At 62.6% G+C, this 18,777-nt stretch carries 17 protein-coding genes; 5 read left to right on the plus strand and 12 right to left on the minus strand.

Features of this window, described 5'->3' with window-relative positions:
• Positions 1–130: 130 nt before the first annotated feature.
• Entirely contained in the window at positions 131–2,104 is a 1,974-nt protein-coding gene (locus WBB95_RS25960; RefSeq protein ID WP_424490175.1) for a pilus assembly protein TadG-related protein, read from the plus strand.
• Here WBB95_RS25960 and WBB95_RS25965 read toward each other — a convergent pair.
• Entirely contained in the window at positions 2,101–4,836 is a 2,736-nt protein-coding gene (locus tag WBB95_RS25965) for a PAS domain-containing sensor histidine kinase (protein ID WP_424490176.1), read from the minus strand. The two genes, WBB95_RS25960 and WBB95_RS25965, sit on opposite strands and share 4 nt — an antisense overlap.
• Positions 4,833–5,273 carry a TadE family protein gene (locus WBB95_RS25970; protein ID WP_424490177.1) on the minus strand — a complete coding sequence of 147 codons (441 nt, stop codon included), beginning with the start codon at positions 5,271–5,273 and terminating at the stop codon, positions 4,833–4,835. The genes WBB95_RS25965 and WBB95_RS25970 overlap by 4 nt, the downstream gene beginning before the upstream one ends.
• Positions 5,274–5,345: 72 nt before the next feature.
• Here WBB95_RS25970 and WBB95_RS25975 point away from each other — a divergent pair, with 72 nt between their 5' ends.
• Both WBB95_RS25975 and WBB95_RS25980 read left to right on the plus strand, forming a co-directional pair.
• Entirely contained in the window at positions 5,346–5,819 is a 474-nt protein-coding gene (locus tag WBB95_RS25975; RefSeq protein WP_424490178.1) for a prepilin peptidase, read from the plus strand.
• 127 nt (positions 5,820–5,946) lie between these two features.
• Positions 5,947–6,729 (plus strand): response regulator transcription factor, encoded by a 783-nt coding sequence (locus WBB95_RS25980; protein WP_424490179.1) that lies wholly within the window; start codon positions 5,947–5,949, stop codon positions 6,727–6,729.
• A 52-nt stretch (positions 6,730–6,781) separates the two neighbouring features.
• On the opposite strand, the gene WBB95_RS25985 is transcribed toward WBB95_RS25980, so the two are convergent.
• Genes WBB95_RS25985 through cpaB form a run of 8 tightly spaced genes read right to left on the minus strand, consistent with a single transcriptional unit; the run spans position 6,782 to position 14,212 of the window.
• On the minus strand, positions 6,782–7,051 hold the full coding sequence (locus WBB95_RS25985; RefSeq protein WP_424490180.1) for a DUF3613 domain-containing protein: 270 nt from the start codon (positions 7,049–7,051) through the stop codon (positions 6,782–6,784).
• A 2-nt stretch (positions 7,052–7,053) separates the two neighbouring features.
• A complete protein-coding gene (locus WBB95_RS25990) occupies positions 7,054–7,785 on the minus strand; it encodes a tetratricopeptide repeat protein (RefSeq protein ID WP_424490181.1) in 732 nt (243 codons plus the stop codon).
• A 10-nt stretch (positions 7,786–7,795) separates the two neighbouring features.
• A complete protein-coding gene (locus WBB95_RS25995) occupies positions 7,796–8,689 on the minus strand; it encodes a type II secretion system F family protein (RefSeq protein ID WP_424490182.1) in 894 nt (297 codons plus the stop codon).
• Between the two features lies 1 nt (position 8,690).
• On the minus strand, positions 8,691–9,572 hold the full coding sequence (locus WBB95_RS26000; RefSeq protein ID WP_424490183.1) for a type II secretion system F family protein: 882 nt from the start codon (positions 9,570–9,572) through the stop codon (positions 8,691–8,693).
• A 13-nt stretch (positions 9,573–9,585) separates the two neighbouring features.
• A complete protein-coding gene (locus tag WBB95_RS26005) occupies positions 9,586–10,854 on the minus strand; it encodes a CpaF family protein (RefSeq protein ID WP_424490184.1) in 1,269 nt (422 codons plus the stop codon).
• On the minus strand, positions 10,851–12,044 hold the full coding sequence (locus WBB95_RS26010) for a pilus assembly protein (protein WP_424490185.1): 1,194 nt from the start codon (positions 12,042–12,044) through the stop codon (positions 10,851–10,853). Before WBB95_RS26010 ends, WBB95_RS26005 begins: the two co-directional genes overlap by 4 nt.
• Positions 12,041–13,270: a type II and III secretion system protein family protein gene (locus WBB95_RS26015; protein ID WP_424490186.1), complete on the minus strand. Its 1,230-nt coding sequence runs from the start codon at positions 13,268–13,270 to the stop codon at positions 12,041–12,043. Before WBB95_RS26015 ends, WBB95_RS26010 begins: the two co-directional genes overlap by 4 nt.
• Positions 13,271–13,285: 15 nt before the next feature.
• Positions 13,286–14,212 carry a Flp pilus assembly protein CpaB gene (cpaB, locus tag WBB95_RS26020; RefSeq protein ID WP_424490187.1) on the minus strand — a complete coding sequence of 309 codons (927 nt, stop codon included), beginning with the start codon at positions 14,210–14,212 and terminating at the stop codon, positions 13,286–13,288.
• 345 nt (positions 14,213–14,557) lie between these two features.
• Here cpaB and WBB95_RS26025 point away from each other — a divergent pair, with 345 nt between their 5' ends.
• Complete coding sequence (locus WBB95_RS26025) at positions 14,558–14,758, plus strand: Flp family type IVb pilin (RefSeq protein ID WP_424490188.1); 201 nt, start codon at positions 14,558–14,560, stop codon at positions 14,756–14,758.
• Between the two features lie 59 nt (positions 14,759–14,817).
• A complete protein-coding gene (locus WBB95_RS26030; RefSeq protein ID WP_424490189.1) occupies positions 14,818–15,222 on the plus strand; it encodes a response regulator in 405 nt (134 codons plus the stop codon).
• A 90-nt stretch (positions 15,223–15,312) separates the two neighbouring features.
• Here the strand turns inward: WBB95_RS26030 and WBB95_RS26035 are convergent, their stop codons facing one another.
• Together WBB95_RS26035 and WBB95_RS26040 are read right to left on the minus strand one after the other, a co-directional pair.
• A complete protein-coding gene (locus WBB95_RS26035; RefSeq protein ID WP_424490190.1) occupies positions 15,313–16,995 on the minus strand; it encodes a ShlB/FhaC/HecB family hemolysin secretion/activation protein in 1,683 nt (560 codons plus the stop codon).
• 182 nt (positions 16,996–17,177) lie between these two features.
• On the minus strand, positions 17,178–18,777 hold a 1,600-nt coding region (locus WBB95_RS26040; protein WP_424490191.1), incomplete at its 5' end, for a collagen-like triple helix repeat-containing protein.

Raw genomic sequence — 18,777 nt, forward strand, 5'->3', positions numbered from 1 at the left:
TCGCGGGCAAGCCCGCTCCCCCATTGGATTTCCTGCACGTTCGGGTCAGCGAGCACCCCAGCCCTTGTCTACACTCACTTACACCCCAGGAGAGTAAGCGCTCGGCGACTCGCCGGCACAGGAGTGCTCGATGTCTCCCCACCTTCACGACAAGCAGCGCGGAGCCATTGGCTTGATGGCCGTCGGCGTGTTGGCGCTGGTATTGGTGTTCACCTTATTGGTGGTCGACAGCGGTCGTCTGTACCTGGAAAAACGCAAGCTGCAAGGCGTGGCAGACACCGCCGCGCTGGAGGCCGTGAGCCGCGGTGGCACGTGCCTAACGGGCCTGACGGCGGCGGCCTACGCGGCGCAGAGCGTGGCGCGTAATTATTTTGTGGTGGGCAACGGCAATACCTTGGTGACCAGTTGCGGCGCCGTGACCACCGCCGCGTCGGGCCGGCGTGTATTTGGTGCAAACGCGGCGGTGTCATCGGCGGTTCAGGTGGTGGTCAGCAAAACCGTGACGACCAGCGTGGCCGGCGGGGTCTGGGCGCTGTTTTCCGGCAACCCGGTCAGTCTCAACACGGCGTTGACGGCGACAGCGGTGGCGGCGTCAACGCCGACCCTGGCCCAGTTGACCATCAACAGCACCCTGGCGAGTGTCAACAGCGCCAGCGCGAGTCTGCTGAACCCCCTGTTTGCCGGTTTGCTTGGCGGCAACGTCAACCTGACGCTGGCCGGCTGGAATGGTTTGCTCAACACCAATATCAACCTGCTCAGCTACCTCAATCAGTTGGCGATCAACCTCAATGTGGCCGCCGGCAACTACACCCAGTTGCTCAACACCAACGTCACCGCTTCGCAGCTGATTCAAGCGGCGATTACGGTGCTCACCGCCAACGGCGCGACAGCCGATGTGCTGACCGCCCTGGGCAACCTGCAAATCGCGGCGATCAATCAGGCACCGCTGACCTTGGGCCAGATCCTGCAATTGCAGACGGGCACCACGGCCGCGGCGCTGAATGCCAACCTGCAAGTGTTCCAGCTGATTCAGGGCGTTGTGCAACTGTCCAACAGCCAGAGCGCGGTGGCGGCGACCCTGCCCGTGAGCCTGCTGGGGCTGGCCAATATCACCACTCAGGTCAAGGTGATCGAGCCGCCGCAGTTATCGGCCATCGGCAACCCGGCGCTGGCGGCGGCCAATCCGCTGGGGCCGAACAAGATTTATGTGCGGACCGCGCAGGTGCGCACCGAAGTGACGGTCAGCTTGCCGGTGCTCAGCAGTTTGTCGGGGTTGAACACGGCGGTGAATAACCTCGTGGGCCCGCTGACCCCGGTGCTTAACGGCCTGTTGAGCCTGAACCTGGTGACCACGATCAATTCGGCGCTGTGTTTGCTCGGCGCCGGTTGTGAGCAGCTGGATTTACTGCTGTTACCCGGCAATTTGCCGCTCAATGTCGTGCTCGATGCGGGGGGCGCGAGCAGTTATGTCACTGGCTACAGCTGCCCGACTGGCAGCGCCGGCACCAAGAGCCTGACCACCACCACCACCACGTCGGTGGCGTCGCTGAACGTCGGCACCATCAGCAATGCGTTTTCGACCACGCAGCCCATGACGGTCGACCCGATGCGGCTGGTCGATATCGGCACCAAGCTCTGCCATATGGTTGTCGTGATCGGCTCGTGCAACGCGCGGGTGCCGTATGCCGCAGGTGGCATCGCGATCAAGGTGCAAAGCCCGATTGCAGGGAGTGTGCAAACCCAGGTGTTTTCCAGCACCACACCGTTTGCCACGCCCCCGAATGTCGGCCTCGGGCCGACCTATCAGGCCGCCGCGCCTGCCACCAATGTAGTCAGCAGCCTCTCCACGACCCTCAATGGCGTCGGTATCACCGCGTATCAGCCGGTGGGGAGTAACCCGTTGGGCAGCCTGGTAGCCAACACCGTGTCGTTACTCGGCAGCGTCAGCGCCATTGTGACGCCGGTAGTGGATAACCTGCTGGGTCCGCTGCTCAACCCCATCCTCAACAATCTGTTGAACAGCCTGGGCATCAGCCTGGCGAACGTGAACGTCGGCGCCAACCTGACCTGCGGCCAGAGCGCCGGCGCTTACCTGGTGATTTAAACGTCAGTGGCCCTTGGCAGTTCCACACAAAAGCGTGCGCCGTATTCACCATTGCTGACGCTTAAACGCCCGCCCATGTTTTCCACAATGCCGTAGCTCACCGACAAGCCCAAACCGGTGCCCACGCCGATCGGCTTGGTGGTGAAGAACGGTTCGAAGATGCGCTCCAGCAGCCGTGGGTCGATGCCGCCGCCGTTGTCCTCGATCCAAATGCGCACGTGACGGCTGTCATGCTCGGTGTGCACTGCGATCCACGGGCGCAGTTCGGAGGACTTTTCACGCTGGCTCAGCAGCGCGTCGCGGGCGTTGACCATCAGGTTGATCAGCACTTGCTCAAGCTGGTCGACGTAGCCTTTGACCTGCACCGGAATGTCCACTTGGGTCAGGCGCACCTCTACACCTTTGCCGCGCAGGCCTTCGCTGAGCAACGACAGGGTGCCCTCGACCGCCTGCGCCGGGTCAAACGGCTGCTGCTCGACTTCGGAGCGGCGGCCGAACACGCGCATATGGTCCACCACCCGTGCCGCGCGCTGTACCTGGGCGTCGATGCGCTGGAGTTTTTCGGTCAGGTAATCGATGTGTACATCGCCATTGCTCAAGCGCTTGAGCACATTGACGATGGCCATGCGCATCACGTTGAGCGGCTGGTTGATCTCGTGGGCGAGGCCGGTGGCCATTTCGCCCAGGGTCGCCATTTTCGCGCTTTGGGTCAGTTGTTGCTGGGAACGCCGCACTTCGGTGTTGTCACGGCCCACGGCCTGCACTTCCACCAAGACGCCGTGCTCGTCGAAGACGCCGCGGTCCGACCACACCCACCAGGCGTGTTCGCGGCCAGGCAGTTGCAGGCTGATTTCGGCGGTGCTGACGGGGAATTCCGGCGTCAGTTGGCGGATGCGCTGTACAAAGGCCGCGCGCTGTTCGGCTGACAGCCAATGCCCCAGGTTCACGCCCTGCAGTTGTGCAGGCAGGCATTCCAGGTAATTGGCCAACGGCGTGTTGCCGAAGGTCAGCGTCAGGTCCGGCCGGTAGCGACAGATCATCGCCGGGGAGTCTTCCACCAGGATGCGGTAGCGCTCTTCGCTGTCCTTGATCTGCTGCGCCGCGAGAGTTGCGTCGGTGACATCCAGCCACAGGCCGACAGCTTCCACCGGCACGCCGAGGTCGTCACGCAGCAACTTGGCTTCGTCGAGCAGCCAGTGGTAATCGCCCTGTTTGTCCTGCACCCGATAACGGCTGCGCACGCTGCCCTCGCGCAGCAATTGGCGGGTGCGCTGGAAGTACAGGTCGCGGTCGTCGGGGTGTACCCATTGCACCAGGCTGTCGTGGGTGCATTCGGCAAGAGTGCGGCCCAGCAGCGGCAGCAGGCTGTCACTGAAGAACACCGGTTGCAGGGCCCCGCTCACATAGCGCTGCACGTAGATCACCGCCGGGGAGCTGGCGATCAGGTTGTCCAGGCGCGCATGGGCGGCGGCGGCTTCCAGTTGCTGGTTCTTGATGTCGCTGATGTCGAGCATGAAGCCGATGCAACGCCGCTGTTCGCCTGCGCCGAGCACCTGGCCCTGCACGCGGTACCAGGTGGGTGCCTGGGCGCTGTCGTCACGGTTGAGGCGCACGCTGGCGAGCAAGGGTTTGCCCAGGGTCTGCACGTCGCGCAGGCGGCTGTGCAGTTCCTGGCGGTCGGCGGGGTGTATCAGGTTCAGCCAGGTTTCCAGCGCTTGGCGGGTGGGGCCCTCGCCCGGGTCGAGGTTGCGCATCAATTGAGGTGCGAGCTGGATTTCGCCACTGGCAGGCAGTAACTCCCACCAGCCGGTGCCGAGCAAACCTTGCAGGGCTTCCAGGCGTTCGAGTTGTTGGTGGTGGCGGTGTTCGCGCAGGCGGCTGAGCAACGGTGCGGCGAGGGCGGCGGCAAGGTTCAGCCAGTCGCGGTCGCGGGTGTGCGGTTGGCCGTTGTAGGCGCCGCACAACAACCACGCGGCGATGCCTTGGCCATCGCGATAGGGCACCAGGAAGCCATCGGCATTCCCGAACACGCTGTGCAAGCGCGGGTGTTCACCACGCCCGTAAGGCGCCTGCAAGCTCAGCGGGCTGGTGCCGTCGAGGCTGTCCAGGCACGTGCCGAGGCGCTGTCCGGTGTGCCAGAACAGCGGTGCGTCGTGGTTGGCGTACTGGCTGTAGATCGACCAGCCCTGGTCCTCTTGATCGAGCAACGCGAGCGCCACGCAGGGAATGCGCCAGCGCTGCGCGATGCTGCTCAGCTGTTCGTTGAACACGTCGGGCAGTCGGCTGAGGCTGCACACGCGCAGTTGTTCACTCACCAAGCTGATCAGTTGTTGATTCTGCTCACGCTGCTCGGCCAGTTGCCGGCCGCCAAGCAAGTCGCCGATGTCCACTGCATGCAGCAGCCAGCCGTTGTCGTGGGGTTCAAGCGTGCCTCGGGTGTGCAGGATTTGCCCGGCGACGCCCTGAAAATCCAGGTCAAGGCTATGACGTTGCCAATCGGCGGGAACCCCTTCAACAGCCAAGGCGCTGTGCGCACACAGCAGTTCCTGCAGGTGCGGTGGTGCAGGCGCGTGTTTAGCCAGCTGGGAGCGCAGCGTGCCGCTGATGTCGAGCACGCCACCGTGTGCGTCCAGGTGCAGGTGCAAGCCGGCGCAAGGTGATGCAGGCGGGGCGATGGCCAGCGCGCCACTTCGGCCGAGCAGGCGCCCGAAGAGTTTGTCCCCGGAGGTCAAAACTGCAGGCTCGACTGGGCTTGCAGCGTCGTCGGCAGGCGCGGCACGGTGCCAATGCCGGGCAGGATGATAAACGGCATCACCGCTTGGAGGTTGGCGGTCGGGTAATTGATCGCAACGGACAACAGGCCGCCGGTGAAGGTCGCGGTGACCTGCGTCGCGGCATCAAATTTATAGGCGTTGGGGATCCACGATAAACGTTGAGTGATTGCGAGTTTGGCGGTGCTCTGCACGGCGGCAGTGTAGCCCGGCATGGTCGGGTCCAGCCCCACGCTCTGGCGCACGGCTTCGGCGGTGGCCTGGTTGAATGACTGCAATAACAGCAACGGCAGGCTATAGCTGACCATCCCGTAGAACACGGCGAAAAAAATCACGAACACGCCAATGAACTCGATCGCTGCCGTGCCTTTTTGCTTGCGGGGGAGGCCTGTTTTCATCACCGCGTCTACCCTGACGGCTACTACTTGATATCAGCATAGAATCATTCAGCGAAAAGGGATGTTTTTTACGTGATCCATGGCGCAGTGGTGTGTGTGTGGTTGGGGGTGTGTGCAGTGCAGGACGTGCGGCAGCGGATGCTCGCCAATCGCCTGACACTCGGCGCTGCCCTGCTGGCGTTGATTTACCTGTGCTGGACGGGCACCACCTGGCTCGGTGCGACAGCCGGGCAGGGGCTGTGGGCGTTTTTTCTGGCGCTGCTGCTGACCTTGCCGGGCTATGCCCTGGGCCGCCTCGGTGCCGGGGATGTGAAGCTGCTAGCCGCCTTGGCGTTGGCTTCGGATGCCGAGTACCTGCTGGGCGCGTTTATCGGGGCTGCGATTGCCAATGTGCTCTGGCTTTTAGTGGCGCCAAAGCTGTGGCCTCATATGAGTCAAGGACTTAAAAATGCCATGGGTTTTCTGGCGCCGAACCCGTCAAAAAAATTACCTTTTGCCCCGTTTTTACTGGTGGGATTCGCGGCTGTCTGGTTTTGGATCCATTAATCGTCTGACGTGATTAACGCTATGTACATAGTCGGAAAGTAGGTCTACGTTTAATTAGAAGTTGTGTAGGAATATTCGTCGTAGGGAATGGGTCAATCTTTTGGCTTTCCAGGGCATGGAGTTGCGTGTGAACAAGCTTACCTCTGCAGTAAAGGTGCTCGTTGTCGATGATCAACCCCTGATCGTGGAAGAGCTCTGTGAGTTTCTTGAAAGCAGCGGTTTCCGCTGCGTCCCGTGTGAATCCAGCCAGCAGGCGTTGCAGCGTTTCAGCGAAGACGTCGAGATCGGCCTGGTGCTGTGTGACCTGCATATGCCGGACATGGACGGTATCGAGTTGGTCCAGGCCCTGCAAAAGGTCGCGGGTAAAAAGCGCGCCTTCGAAGCGATCATGTTGACCGGTCGCGCCGACAAGCAGGACGTGATCAAGGCGCTGCGCGCGGGGATCGCGGACTACTACCAGAAGCCGATCAACCTCGACGAGCTGCTCGAAGGTTTGCAGCGCCAGGAAGCCGCCCTGGAAGATCGCAAAAAGGACCTGCAACTGGGGAATTTGAACCAGAAGCTGCAGTTTCTTTCCGAGTCGATCAACGACCTGTACCAGGACCTCGACAAGGTGCGCCGCAGCCCGCCAGGGCAGGACGGCGAAGAGGGGGCTGCGGAGGATGCCGGCCCGGTGGAAATTCCGGCGATCTTCAACCAGTTGTCGCCGCGTCAGCTCGACGTCGCACGGCTGGTGGGCAAGGGGCAGACCAATTATCAGATCGCCTGTGAACTGGGCATCACCGAGAACACCGTGAAGCTCTACGTGTCCCAGGTGTTGCGCCTGACTCACATGCATAACCGCACGCAATTGGCACTGGCGCTGTCACCCAACAACTCGGCGATGCGCCAGCGCGTGACGGCGCACTGACCGGTCAAGACTGTGGGAGCGAGCGTGCTCCCACAGTTGTCTCTGCGCTCAGTCAGTTACTGCCCTCAGTTTTGCCTCCCACCTTCTGTTCAAAATATTCCGGAATCGGATGCTTGAAGCTTTCCAGCCAACGCTGGGCGGCTTGGTCGCGCTCGGCGGCGGAAGCCTTCTGTGGCGTGGTTGACGCCACTTTCCCACTGGACTGAAGTGTCAGCCAGCTTTCGGTAACGGCTTGCTGTGGAGACGAAGGGCCGGGCTCTATGGCCATGACGCTCAGCGGCAGTGCCAGCGCTGCCAGGCTGGCGAGATAAGTCAGGTTCATTATCAATTCCTCGGGTTGCTGGTGGCATCACTGACCGTGGCGACTTGGTCCTTCGCCTGGGCGACGGGGGCGACGGGGGCGCCTGGGCGCTTGAGTTTCTCGGCCCGGGCTTGAGCTTCGGTCACCTGTTCAGGGCTCAGGCCCATTTGGCTGGTCAATTGCGCGGCCTGCTTCCAGTTGTCCTGGTAGATCAGCAAGGTCACCAGATTGATCGCCGCCAGCGGGTCGCTTTGCTTGAGTTCCATGGCGGTCATGAATTCAAAACGGGCGTCTTCCAGGCGCAGTTGGTTGAGGTACACCACGCCCAGGTCATTGCGGATTTTTTCGTCCGTTGGCGCCAAACGTGCAGCGCGCTGCAAATGGGCCATGGCTTGGCCGTTATCGCCCTTGGCCGAGGCCAGTTGGCCCAGGCCGTGTTCCCCTTCGGCGGCCATGCACGTGCCGATCAAGCTGCGGTACAGCGGCTCTGCCTCGCTGCGGCCGAGCAAACGATAAGCCTTGGCCTGGCGCAAGCGCACCTGGGGCAGGTTGGCCGGCAAGCTCTGCAGGTTGGCCAGGCTGGCGTGCAGCTTGCCGTCGTTGGCCATTTCATCGGCCAGGTTCAGCGACAGTTCCTGATCGGAACCCGGCTTGGGGCAACTGCCGGTGGCCGTCAGGGCGCTCCATGGGGTTTGGCCGTTGGTGGCGCAACCGCCCAGCAGCAACAGGCTCAAACCGGCTATCAAGGCTTTCATCGGGCGCTCCTCATAAGTTACTCAAGGCTCGGGTGATGCCGATGAACGCCGGCCCCCCAAGCACGATCAGCAGGGCTGGAAACAAAAACACCATCATCACCACTGACATTTTTGCCGACATCTTGGAGACGAATTCCTGGATCCGCGTCAGGCGTCGGTCGTCGAGCAATTGCTTGAGCGACAGCAGCGATTTCATCGCGCCGCCGCCTTGCTGAACCAGTTGCTGGAGGATGATGCAGGTGTCGCTGAATTCATCCACGGCCAACAGCCTGGCGGTCTTGCCCAGTTCCTCGCTCAGCTCCAGGCCGGAATCGACCCGCGTGAGGATCACGCGCAATTCAAGGGTCAATGCCGGCAGCAGGCGCTGCGCCTCAATGCTCAGCACGCGCAGCGCTTGCTCGACCGCCATGCCGGATTCAAACAGGATGCGCAGCAGCGGAATGAAGGTCGATACCTCTCGCGAGATCTGCTGTTGCCGTGCCTTGGCGGCGCTGGCGAGGATGCGCTTGGGCAACAGGTAGCCGACGCCCAGGGCGATCAAGGGTGCCAGCCACGGCGAGGCAACCCTGGGAAACAGCACCTCTTGGGCCACCAGGACGATGCTCATCAGCACCAACGGTGTGCCGATCTGGAAGGCGGCGAACATCGAGCGCTGGCTGGATTTTCGCCAGCCGATGCGGTTGAGCAGAATCTGGGTTTCGTTGTCCAGGCTGACCGAGCGTTGCGCGATCGGGCTGTTGCCCAGTTGCCGCATCACGCTGCCGAAGGTGTTTTCACGGCCCATCTGGCCTTGCAGGCGTTGGGCGACCAAGCGTTGGCCGCGCCGGTGCTTCATCAGGTTGGCAAGCACCAGCACCAGGGCGGCCAGGAACAGTACAGCGCTGATCAGCAGTGAAATAGCCATCTCATACGCTCCGGAACATGCGCCACAAGGTGAAACAGCCCAATACCTGCATGCCCAGGGCCACGAATAGCAGCATGCGGCCGGTGCTGTCGTTCCACATGGTCATCAAGTACGCGGGGTTCACCGCGAGGAAGTAGCCGACCATGGAGATGGGCAGGGCGGTGAGCACATAGGCGGTCACCCGGGTTTCGCCGGTCAGCGCGCGCAATTGGCGTGCAGCCTGCTCGCGCTCACGGATCATCTTGATCAGGTTTTCCAACAGCTCACTGGCATTACCGCCGTAGCGGTGGTTGACCTTCAGCCCCAGCGCGAACAAGCGAAACTCATCACGTTCGTAGAATTCGGCGAAATCGTGGGCGGACTCCGGCAGGCTGACGCCCAGCTGCACGTTGCGCTGGATACGGCCCATGGCGAGTTTCAAGGGCGCTTCGGTGACCTCGATGCCGCCCAGCACCGCGTCCGCCAGGGTGCGCCCGGCCTTGAGGCTGCGCACGGTGTGGTCAAGCAATTGCGGCAGTTGTTCGATCATGCGTTTGACGTGCCGTTGATAGCGCCAGGCGATGTACAGGCGCAGCAGCAACGGTGGCAAAACCAGCATCACCAGCAGGCCGAGCCAACTGGCGACGATCAACCCAAGCACCACGCCCAGGGCCCATGCCGTCAGCCACAGGCCGAGGCTGTCACTCGGTTTGCCCAGGCCTGCGCGCAGGAACATGCGCTCCACGCTGCTCCATTGGCCGGCCTCTTCGGTGAGTTGGGGCTGGCCTTCGGCGAGACGGCCCAGCACGCGCTCGGTCTGGGCGCGGCGCAGGCCGTTTTGAAAGGACCGAATCGACAGGCCGATCAGGATCAGGCAAATCAGCAACAGGATGGCCCCGGTCATGGTCGCGCTCCTTTCAAGGCAATGCCGATTCGCGGCGCAGTTTCTCACCGGCGGGGTTGACCGCCTCACGCAGGAAACCGAAGCCGGTGCGCCGGTCATGGCGAAACAGAGTGTTGGTCACGTACACGTCTTCGCGTATGCCCACCACCTCGACGACTTCGCTGACGCAGCGACGGCCGTCCGGCAGCCGGGTCAATTGAATCACCACATCCAGCGCCGCGCAGATCATCTGGCGCAGGGTTTTTTCCGCCACCACACGCCCGGTCAAACCCACCAGGGTTTCCAGGCGCAGCAGGGCGTCGGCGGCGTTGTTGGCGTGCACGGTACTCATGGAACCGTCGTGGCCGGTGTTCATGGCGGTCAGTACATCGAGCACTTCCACGCCACGGATCTCACCGAGAATAATGCGGTCGGGGCGCATCCGCAGGGCGTTGCGGATCAGGTCGCTGGCCTTGACCTCGCCGTGCCCCTCGGCGTTCGGCGGGCGGGTTTCCAGGCGCACCACGTGTGGGTGGCCCAGTTGCAGTTCGGCCACGTCTTCGATGGTCACGAGGCGTTCATGGGGGTTGATCAGTTGGCTGAGAATGTTCAACAGCGTGGTTTTACCGGTGCCGGTGCCGCCGCTGATGAGGATGTTGCAGCGCTTGCCCACCGCTTCCTGGAAGAAGTCGAAGATGTTCTGGTCGATGGTCTGCATGGCCACCAAGTCGCTGCTCTTGAGCATGTCCTTGCGAAACTTTCGAATCGACAGGCACGGCCCGTCCAGCGCAATCGGCGGGATGATCGCATTGACCCGGCTGCCATCGGGCAAACGCGCATCGACCATCGGCGATGACTCATCCAGGCGCCGGCCCAGTGGCGCAAGGATGCGCTGCATCACGCGCTCCACATGGTGGGCGTCGATAAAGCGCAAGTCGCTCTGGTGCAGCAAGCCGTCACGCTCGATAAACACCCGGTGCGGGCCGTTGACCAGGATTTCGGTCACGGACGGGTCGCGCAGCAGCACTTCCAGCGGGCCGAAACCGGTCAGCTCGTCGACGATTTCTTCGGCCAGGCGCTCCATTTCATAACGGGAGATCGCCAGGTGCATGCGGTTGATGTATTCGGCGACTTTGTCGATCACAAACTGCGCCAACAGCTGGCGTGAACCCTCCAGCAGGTTCTTCCCCGACTCTTCGATGGCGTCGATGATGTAGCGATGCAGCACCAGTTTCAGCCCGTCGTGGTCGGTGTTGCCACCGAGGCCGCGCGCGGGAGAACCGAAGAGTTTTTCGCCGTTCATTTGGCGGTTCTCAGCAGGCGTTCAAGCCAGGTGCTGGAGTGTGCCTTAATGCCCTCCGAGCGTTTTGCCAGGCGCTCGCCGAGGGTTCTCAGGACGTGGGTGAGCGCTTCTCGCGGGGCCAGCGCGAACAGGGTTTGCCCCTGGTTCTTCGCATTCAGGCGCACCTCCGGGCTTAATGGCAGCACTGCGATTACTTCCAGGCCGAAACTCTTGCCGAGTGCCTCGGCGTCGGGCGCGCAGCCTTTGATGTAACCGTCGACCAACAGCTTGGCGTGCTCCAGCTTCATGCCTTTTTCGCGCCACTGGTTCAGCACGGCGAGGTTGCGCCGGCAGTCCAGCACGCTTTGGTCGGTGTACCACAACAGTTTGTCGCAGTGGCTGACAAACGTGCGCAGCGCTTCGCTGTCCGGCTGGCCGGCGAGGTTCACCACAATGTGCTGGAAGTGCTGGCGCAAAGCGCTGAGCAGCATGTACAGCTCGGCGGCGCTGGTCAGTTCCAACGGTTCATCCGCGGGGGCGTAGGCAAGAATGCGCAGGCCGTCTTCGGCCGAGGTAAACGCGCTGTTGATCAAGGTGGTGTCCAGCCGCCGGAGATGGCGCAATGCGTCACCGAAATTGAACGAGCTTTCCAGCCCCAGCAACGCCAGGCTGTCGCCCCGGGGCAGGCCCAGATCCAGCAGCAAAGTATGTTGGCCGCTCTTTTGTACGACCAGCGCCAAGTGGCTGGTCAGCAGTGCGCCGTCGGCGTTGCTTTGCGTGCCGTAGAGCACGGTGAGGCCGCCCAGCTGCGTGTTAGTAGTGACAGGTGGCAGGCGTTTGCTCAGGCGGCGCACCAGCCCGGCCACTTCGCTGGAGCGGGAGCCATAGGCGACAAAATCCCGCGCGCCGGCGCGCATCGCGTTGAGCACCAACTGGTTGTCCATGCCGTCACCGAGTGCGACGATCGCCAGCATCGGCTTGGCCTCCAGCGCGCCTTCGATCAATGCGCTTTGGGCGACGACGTGCTCGCGGTCGAGGCCGATAAATACCAGGTTGGCGAAGGTCACGTCGACAAGGGCCAGCAACTCGTCAAGGGTGCCGCTGCCGGCGCTGATCACTTGGCCAAGCGGCGCCAGTGCGCCCTGCAGCCACTCCAGGTCAGTGGTGTTGCGGGTGATTGCCAGAAACGTCTGGCTCAAGCTATCGCTCATTGTGACAACCCATTGCTGCTGTCGAAATTGCCGTTTTCCAGGAAGTACAGGCGGTACCAGTTCGGGTCGTAATTGCGCAGCTTCTCGCCCGGCAGCGACGGTAGCTGGGCGTTGGCCGCCAACGGCTGCACCAGGTGCGGCGTGACGATCATCAACAGCTCTTTGTCCTGGCGGTTGACCGAAGAATCGCGAAAGAACGCGCCCAGGATCGGGATGTCACCCAGGCCGGGAAACTTGCTGATGTTGGTGGTGTTGTTGCTGCTGATCAGGCCGCTGATCACGAAGCTTTCGCCATCGGCCAGCGACACGCTGGTGTCGGTGCGGCGGATGGTCAGCGCGGGCACCGAGATGTTCTGGATGATCACCGCGTTGGTGTAGTCCAGCTCGCTGACTTCCGGTGCCACCTTGAGGGAAATCCGGTTGTGGTCGATCACGGTCGGGGTCAGGGTCAAGCGTATGCCGAACTCCTTGTACTCGATCGAAATGCTGTTGCTGCCGCTGCTGGGCACCGGGATCGGCACTTCGCCGCCGGCCAAAAAGGTCGCGCTCTGACCGCTCATGGCCACCAGGCTCGGGCGCGCCAGGGTGTAAGCAAAACCGCTGCTTTCCAGGGCGTTGATCATAGCCGAGACACGCCCGCCGCCGAAGCCGATATTGAAGGTGTCGCCGTTGACCGGCAGGTTGCCGCGAAAGGGTGTGCTCACCGGGTTGGACACGTTGCTCGGGCTGCCGAACAGGAAGTTGCCGCCGCGCCCGAAGATCGAGGTGCTGGCCTCCTTGAGCTTGGTGCGGCTGACTTCCACAAAGCGGATATCGGTCTGTACCTGGCTTGGCAGCGTGGGGTCATCCGAGGGCGACAATGACAGGCTGGTCAGCGCCGAGGTGGCCTTGCCCTTGACGAACACCATGCTCTGGCGCGGCGTGTTCGAGCAGGCCGTCCAGACCATCAGGCTGGTGGTACCGGAAGCAACGCCGGTCAGCAGGAAGCCACGGTCGCCATTGAGGTGCACATCGGCCACTTTAGGGTCGCCGATCGCCAGGCGCGTGATCGCGACCGGTGACTGCAGTTCCTGTTGCAAGCCTTCGCCCACCGACAAGGCGGCGGGCAGTTGGCCCAGGCTGCCGCAATTGCCTGAGGCGGCCAGCGCCAGCCCCACCGGCAGGTTCGACAGCATCAGGGCGCAGGCGATTTTCAGCGTGAACACCGGTGCGAAACGTCGGCTCATGCAATGCATCCTTGTTCAATCGGGCGTTTGTTGGGTGGCTTGATTGCCCCGTATCACCTCGACGCCGGCGCGGCGCGGGCCACCCTGGGCGAGCTTTTTCGGGGCCTGGGCGAAGGCGAGTTGGGTGAACTGGAACAGGTCGCGGTTGGCGCTTTGCAATTTGTCTGGTGCATCACGTTCGCCGGCCCAGTAATGGCTCAGTAAACGCTCTTCGCTGCTGCGCACGGCCAGGCGCAAGGTGCCGGCCTGGGCGGCCAGCATCAGCCGGCTCAGCAGTTGCTCCGGCACAGCCAGCACTACCGTGCGGGAGGGCGCGTGGCGTTGGGCTTTTTCTTCGGCGGTGATCGCTGGAGGGGAGGCGGGCGTGCCGTCGTTGGTCAGGCCCATTTGATCGCCGACGCTGAGCAGGCGCATGGCGGGCACCACCACTTGCGCCGATTGTTCGAGGTTGGCAGCGTCCTGGCGCAGGTACAGCAGTACGTCCACATAGTCGCCGGGGCTGAGTTGACCGGCGGCGCCAATCACTTCGTCGACGGCGACAGCCAGGGCGCGCTCGTCCGGGCGAATCATCCGAGCCAACGGGCCGCCGGGGGTGAAACTTTCTTCATTTAACCAAGTGCCGGCGCGTAGGGCTCGCCATGGCGTGCGGCCGATGGCTTGGTCAACGCTGGTCATGCTGCCTGCCGGCACCGTGCGCAGTTTTTCGACGCTGAGGTCGGCAGCATTCAGCGCGACAAAGGGCGGCACATCATGAGCGAGCACCACCACCGGTTGACGGGTCTGGTCTTCCACCACGGCGACGGCTTTTTCGACAGGCGCGGCAGCGGGCGCGGGTGGCGGCGCCGGCGCGGGCTCGCGGCTGAGCACCAAGCCCCAGTAGCCGGCAAACAACGCGCCGACCAACAGCACACCGGCCAACACCATGCTGAGACGCGTGTTCATGACGGCTCTCCTTTTCCTGTTGCACCAAAACCTGACGATCCGAACAGGCTAGTTTCGCAACCTGGCTGCTATGAACATTTGACTAACTATTTCGCTATTTGAAGGTAGTTCAGCTAGGACAAAATGCCATTACTGACAGAAAGATTTCTTCCGTGCGCAATAACGCCGCCTTTGAAATCACAGCTTTACGGCGTCAATAAAACACTCACTACTTTGTGATTAATCAGTTCTTACAGTTGTGAGGCTGGGGTTTGTTGACAATGCTCAGGTGGCACAACGCAATTACCGTGCAGCACCATGACGCAGCACCGTGAGAGGGCGCACAGGCGCCAAAGGAGAAGCACTATGTTCCTTGATCTGTTGATGAAACTTCACGTTCAACTCCAGCTGCTTTTTCGTCGCAAAGACGGCGCGACGGCCATTGAATACCTCATTCTCGTGGCGATTGTGGCGCTGGTGATACTGGCAGCCGGGACCACGTTGGGGCCTCAGATCACCGCCTTCTTTACTCGCATCGGGGCTGCTCTTACCCCAGCCGGAGGTTGAGTTTCAACCGGCCTCCTGTGAGTACACTCGTCACTGATCGGCAATTCCAGGTAGTGCCCATGAATGCTGCTGTACCTTTTCGCCAACAGATCCTGTTGGTGGACGACGAAGAAGATGCCCTCGTTGAACTGGCGGAGTCGCTGGAGAACGAGGGCTTCGTTTGTTTTACCGCCACCTCTGTGACCTTCGCGTTGCAGGAACTCACCCTGAACCCCGACATTGCCCTGGTCATCACCGACCTGCGCATGCCTGAGGAAAGTGGTATCTCGCTGATCAAGCGCCTGCGCGAACATACCGACCGCCAGCATTTGCCGGTGATCGTGATGTCGGGCCATGCGGAGATGGATGACGTCAGCGATATGCTGCGCCTGCAGGTGCTGGATCTGTTTCGCAAACCCATCTATCTGGTGCGGTTGATCGACACCCTGAACAGCCTCTTTCCGCTGAAAAAATCCCAGTTGTAGACACAGGCTTAGTGATGGGCAGGCGTGCTGTGGCATGCCTGCTTTTTTTGGTGAGCGGGCTCATTACAATCGCCAGGGTTGGCTTCACGCTCACAGCTGATAGCTGAAGCTCAAGGTGTACCGCGGCCGCCGGTTGAAACTGTCCAGGGCGATGTCCGACATCGGCTTGGCCGCTTCCAGTGCAATGTTGTAGTACTTGTTGTCGCCAAAGCGCAGGCCCACGGCCGCCGATGACATGTCGTTGCCCTTGACCGGAAGTTCGTTGAACCAGGTCTTGGCGCGGTCGAGCACCACATAAGGTTGCAACACTTTCACCCACTCGCCGGCGCGGTTGAAGCTGTAGTTGACCTCATACGCCACCCCCCAGCCCTTGTCGCCCGAGCCCTGGTCGTCCGGGTAGCCACGGCCGAAGTTCTGCCCACCGAAGGTCGCGCGCTCGCTGTCGGGCAACGTGTTGTCGCTCCAGTAGAACGCGCCCGAGAGCACGCCTTGCCAGTTATCGAAGAACTTGTCGCTCTGCACGCCGGAGAGGCGCAGGCGGAAGAAATCCAGATCCGGTGTCGCGGTGCCGAGGTCGCTGTGGGTGCTGGCGCCCAGGCCATTGATGCCTTGGTATAGACCGGCGCTGAGAATGCGCAGTTGTCGGGTGTCGGACTTGCGCCAGTCGCCCTCGAATGCAAACGCGCGCAGGTCTGTATCGATGTCGAAGCGCTGTGGGTAACCGACCAGTTGATAGCGCGTGGTTTGATCCACCGCGTACACGCGCGCGCCGAGGGTCAGCGACTCGTTGGGCGAGGCAATCAGCGGGTGGGTGAAGCCGATGGTGTAGCGATCGATCGACTGGTGCGGCTTGAGCTCGAAGCCACCGTCCAGTTGGATGTTGCTTCGGGGGTCGGCACGGTAACGCTCGGCGCCAACGGCCAATTGGGTGCCCTCGGCGTTGATGAACTGGCTGTAACCCACGCGGTAGTAATGTTCTTTGTCATCACCTGGCGGGAACAGGCCGCTGATGTTGATCTGCTCGCCCATGGAGGTCTGTGAGTTGCTGGTGGCGGTGAGCAAGGCTTGCGTGCCGCCACGGTTTTCGTCGACCAGGCTCATGCTGGTGGTGAAGGGTTTGCGGCTGGCCTGGATGACCATGTGCGTGGCGCCGTCGGTGGTGCCCGGCGGCGGCACTTGCGCTTGCAGGGTCACGCCGGGGATGCGGCTCATCAGGGTGGTGTAGCGTTCGAACGTCTTGCGCGTGAGCGGGCGTTCGCCGAGGAGCTTATTGGCCAGCTTGTCGACGTAGGCCGAGACCGAACCGATGTCGCCGCTTTGCTGGTAGTCCTTGATGTAACCCTCCACCAGCACCACGCGCACCAAACCGTTTTCGAAGGTCTGTTGCGGCAGGAACGCATAGGACAAGAGGTAGCCGTCGTCCTGATAACGACGGGTGATGCTGCGTGTGGCTTCGATCAATTGCGCGAGGTTGGTCTCGTGGCCAATCAGCGGCGCGTAGGCCTTGGCCGTCTCGTCCAGCGGGTAGATCGTGCCGCCCTCGATCTGCAGTTTGCGGATGGTGACTTTGGTGTCCATCAACAACGGTTGGCCCTGGGTAGGCGAGGCCTCCGGTACCTGGGTCTTGGGTGTGACGGGGCGGTAGGCATCGGCCGGCAGGTTGGGCACCGGCAGCGTGCGGATGGTGTCGTTGCTGTTGAGGAAGCTGGGAAGGGTCTCGGCCTGGACGTAAGCACTGAGGGTAAGCAATAACAACGGCGTCAACACGCGCATAGGACACTCCATGGTCAAACTGCAGCAGCGTTACGGGCCCGCCGGGTTCTGGGACGCGGTTCGGGAGGGCCAAGCCGGTAAAAGTGCCGGCCCATAAAAAAGACGAGAGACTTATAAGGGTCTCTCGTCTCAACCAAGCGTAGGCGCTGTAGGGGAGGCCGTCTAATCGGCCAGGTGCAATTCTATTTTTTGCCGGTCAGGCCATTCAACAGACCGCCCAGGCCGCCGCTTGTACCCGTGCTTGCAGTGCCGCCAGCCGATGCGCCGGCACCGACGGTCAAGCCGCCGAGCAGGCCGCCACCGCTTGCAGTGCCGCCGGTGACCAAGCCACCCACCGAGCCTACGGTGTTGCCGACAGTCGTGACGGTGGTGCCCACGGCATTGGTGATGGGGTTGGCGTTGGCTGCGGTCAGGTTGGCGCCGATGCCGCTGACAGCGCCGCCGACTTGAGTCACCAGGCCATTGACCGGCGCACCGAGCCCGGTGGTGGTGCCGATGTTTTGCGTCAGGCTGGCCACGCCAGTGGTCACAGGGTTCAGCGCTGCACCGACGTTAGTCGCCAAGCCGGCTACCGGTGCGGTGGCGGCGGTGTTGGCTACGCCAGTGCCGCCAAGGAGCGTGCCGACGGAGGCAACAGTGCCGCCGAGTGCGCCGCCGGTTATACCCGCGGCACTGACAGTGCCGTTGGTGTTGCCCGCATTCAGGCCGTTGCCCACGTTGGCAACCAGGCCGCCCACCAGTTCAGGCAAGCCAGGTGCCGAAGCGCCGCTGGCCGGTGCCACATAGCCGCCCGATTTATCGAGCACACCGCCGACGCCGGTCAACGCGCCACCCACGATAGTGGTCACTGGGTTGCCGGTGCCGCCGGCACTGGCAACTTGACCGCCAAGGCCTGTCACGGTGGAGCCGACTTTATCCAGCAGACCATTGACTGGGTTACCCAAGCCGGTGGCCTTGCCGAGGTTGCCGGTGGTGTTTTCCACCAGGGAGACCACTGGCACCAGGACTTTGCCGCCCACGGTGTTGGTCAGCGAACCCAGCGGTCCCGTGGTGCTGGCCGTGCTGAGGGTATCGCCGAGCATGGTCACGGCCTGGCCGGCTTTATCCACCACGCCGCCCACTGCACCGCCGACACCGCCAGTCAAGCCGCCCACCACCGGAATGCCACCCAAGGTAGTGCCCAGGGATTTGCCGGTGTTCGAGACGCCGGTGCCCAAGTCGGCAACGCCGTCGCCTACACCGGCGACAGTGATGCCCAGGGAGTTGCTGTTGGTGCCCAGCGAGCCAAGGCCAGCGGTGACGCCGGTACCAATGCTGGTAACCGCGCTGCCGGTAGCTGTGACCAGGCCGCCAGCAGTGACGCCGACAATTGGCACGTTATTCAAGGTAGAGCCAAGGTCACCGACAGCTGCGCCGACATTACCGACGGTCGTGCCCAGGGTCCCGGCAATCTGGCCGGTGACCAGAGGCGTTGTGGTCGAACCTGTGCCGCCACCCGTGCCGCCACCCGTGCCACCGCCAGTGCCGCCACCGGTGCCACCGCCAGTGCCGCCACCGGTGCCACCGCCTGTTCCACCGCCTGTGCCTCCACCAGTACCGCCACCTGTACCACCGCCAGTGCCGCCGCCAGTGCCGCCACCGGTGCCGCCGCCAGTACCGCCACCGGTGCCACCGCCAGTGCCGCCATCAGTGCCACCGCCTGTGCCGCCACCCGTGCCACCGTCAGTACCACCACCGGTGCCACCGCCAGTACCGCCACCTGTCCCGCCGCCAGTGCCCGTA

Source organism: Pseudomonas sp. (assembly GCF_049645325.1).
Lineage (GTDB): Bacteria > Pseudomonadota > Gammaproteobacteria > Pseudomonadales > Pseudomonadaceae > Aquipseudomonas.

Bases quoted from the DNA above. Each gene is read 5' to 3' on its own strand.
- WBB95_RS25960 (WP_424490175.1), top strand. From the start codon at position 131: ATGTCTCCCCACCTTCACGACAAGCAGCGCGGAGCCATTGGCTTGATG.
- WBB95_RS25970 (WP_424490177.1), bottom strand. From the start codon at position 5,273: ATGAAAACAGGCCTCCCCCGCAAGCAAAAAGGCACGGCAGCGATCGAG.
- WBB95_RS25985 (WP_424490180.1), bottom strand. From the start codon at position 7,051: ATGAACCTGACTTATCTCGCCAGCCTGGCAGCGCTGGCACTGCCGCTG.
- WBB95_RS25990 (WP_424490181.1), bottom strand. From the start codon at position 7,785: ATGAAAGCCTTGATAGCCGGTTTGAGCCTGTTGCTGCTGGGCGGTTGC.
- WBB95_RS25995 (WP_424490182.1), bottom strand. From the start codon at position 8,689: ATGGCTATTTCACTGCTGATCAGCGCTGTACTGTTCCTGGCCGCCCTG.
- WBB95_RS26000 (WP_424490183.1), bottom strand. From the start codon at position 9,572: ATGACCGGGGCCATCCTGTTGCTGATTTGCCTGATCCTGATCGGCCTG.
- WBB95_RS26005 (WP_424490184.1), bottom strand. From the start codon at position 10,854: ATGAACGGCGAAAAACTCTTCGGTTCTCCCGCGCGCGGCCTCGGTGGC.
- WBB95_RS26010 (WP_424490185.1), bottom strand. From the start codon at position 12,044: ATGAGCGATAGCTTGAGCCAGACGTTTCTGGCAATCACCCGCAACACC.
- WBB95_RS26015 (WP_424490186.1), bottom strand. From the start codon at position 13,270: ATGAGCCGACGTTTCGCACCGGTGTTCACGCTGAAAATCGCCTGCGCC.
- cpaB (WP_424490187.1), bottom strand. From the start codon at position 14,212: ATGAACACGCGTCTCAGCATGGTGTTGGCCGGTGTGCTGTTGGTCGGC.
- WBB95_RS26025 (WP_424490188.1), top strand. From the start codon at position 14,558: ATGTTCCTTGATCTGTTGATGAAACTTCACGTTCAACTCCAGCTGCTT.
- WBB95_RS26030 (WP_424490189.1), top strand. From the start codon at position 14,818: ATGAATGCTGCTGTACCTTTTCGCCAACAGATCCTGTTGGTGGACGAC.
- WBB95_RS26035 (WP_424490190.1), bottom strand. From the start codon at position 16,995: ATGCGCGTGTTGACGCCGTTGTTATTGCTTACCCTCAGTGCTTACGTC.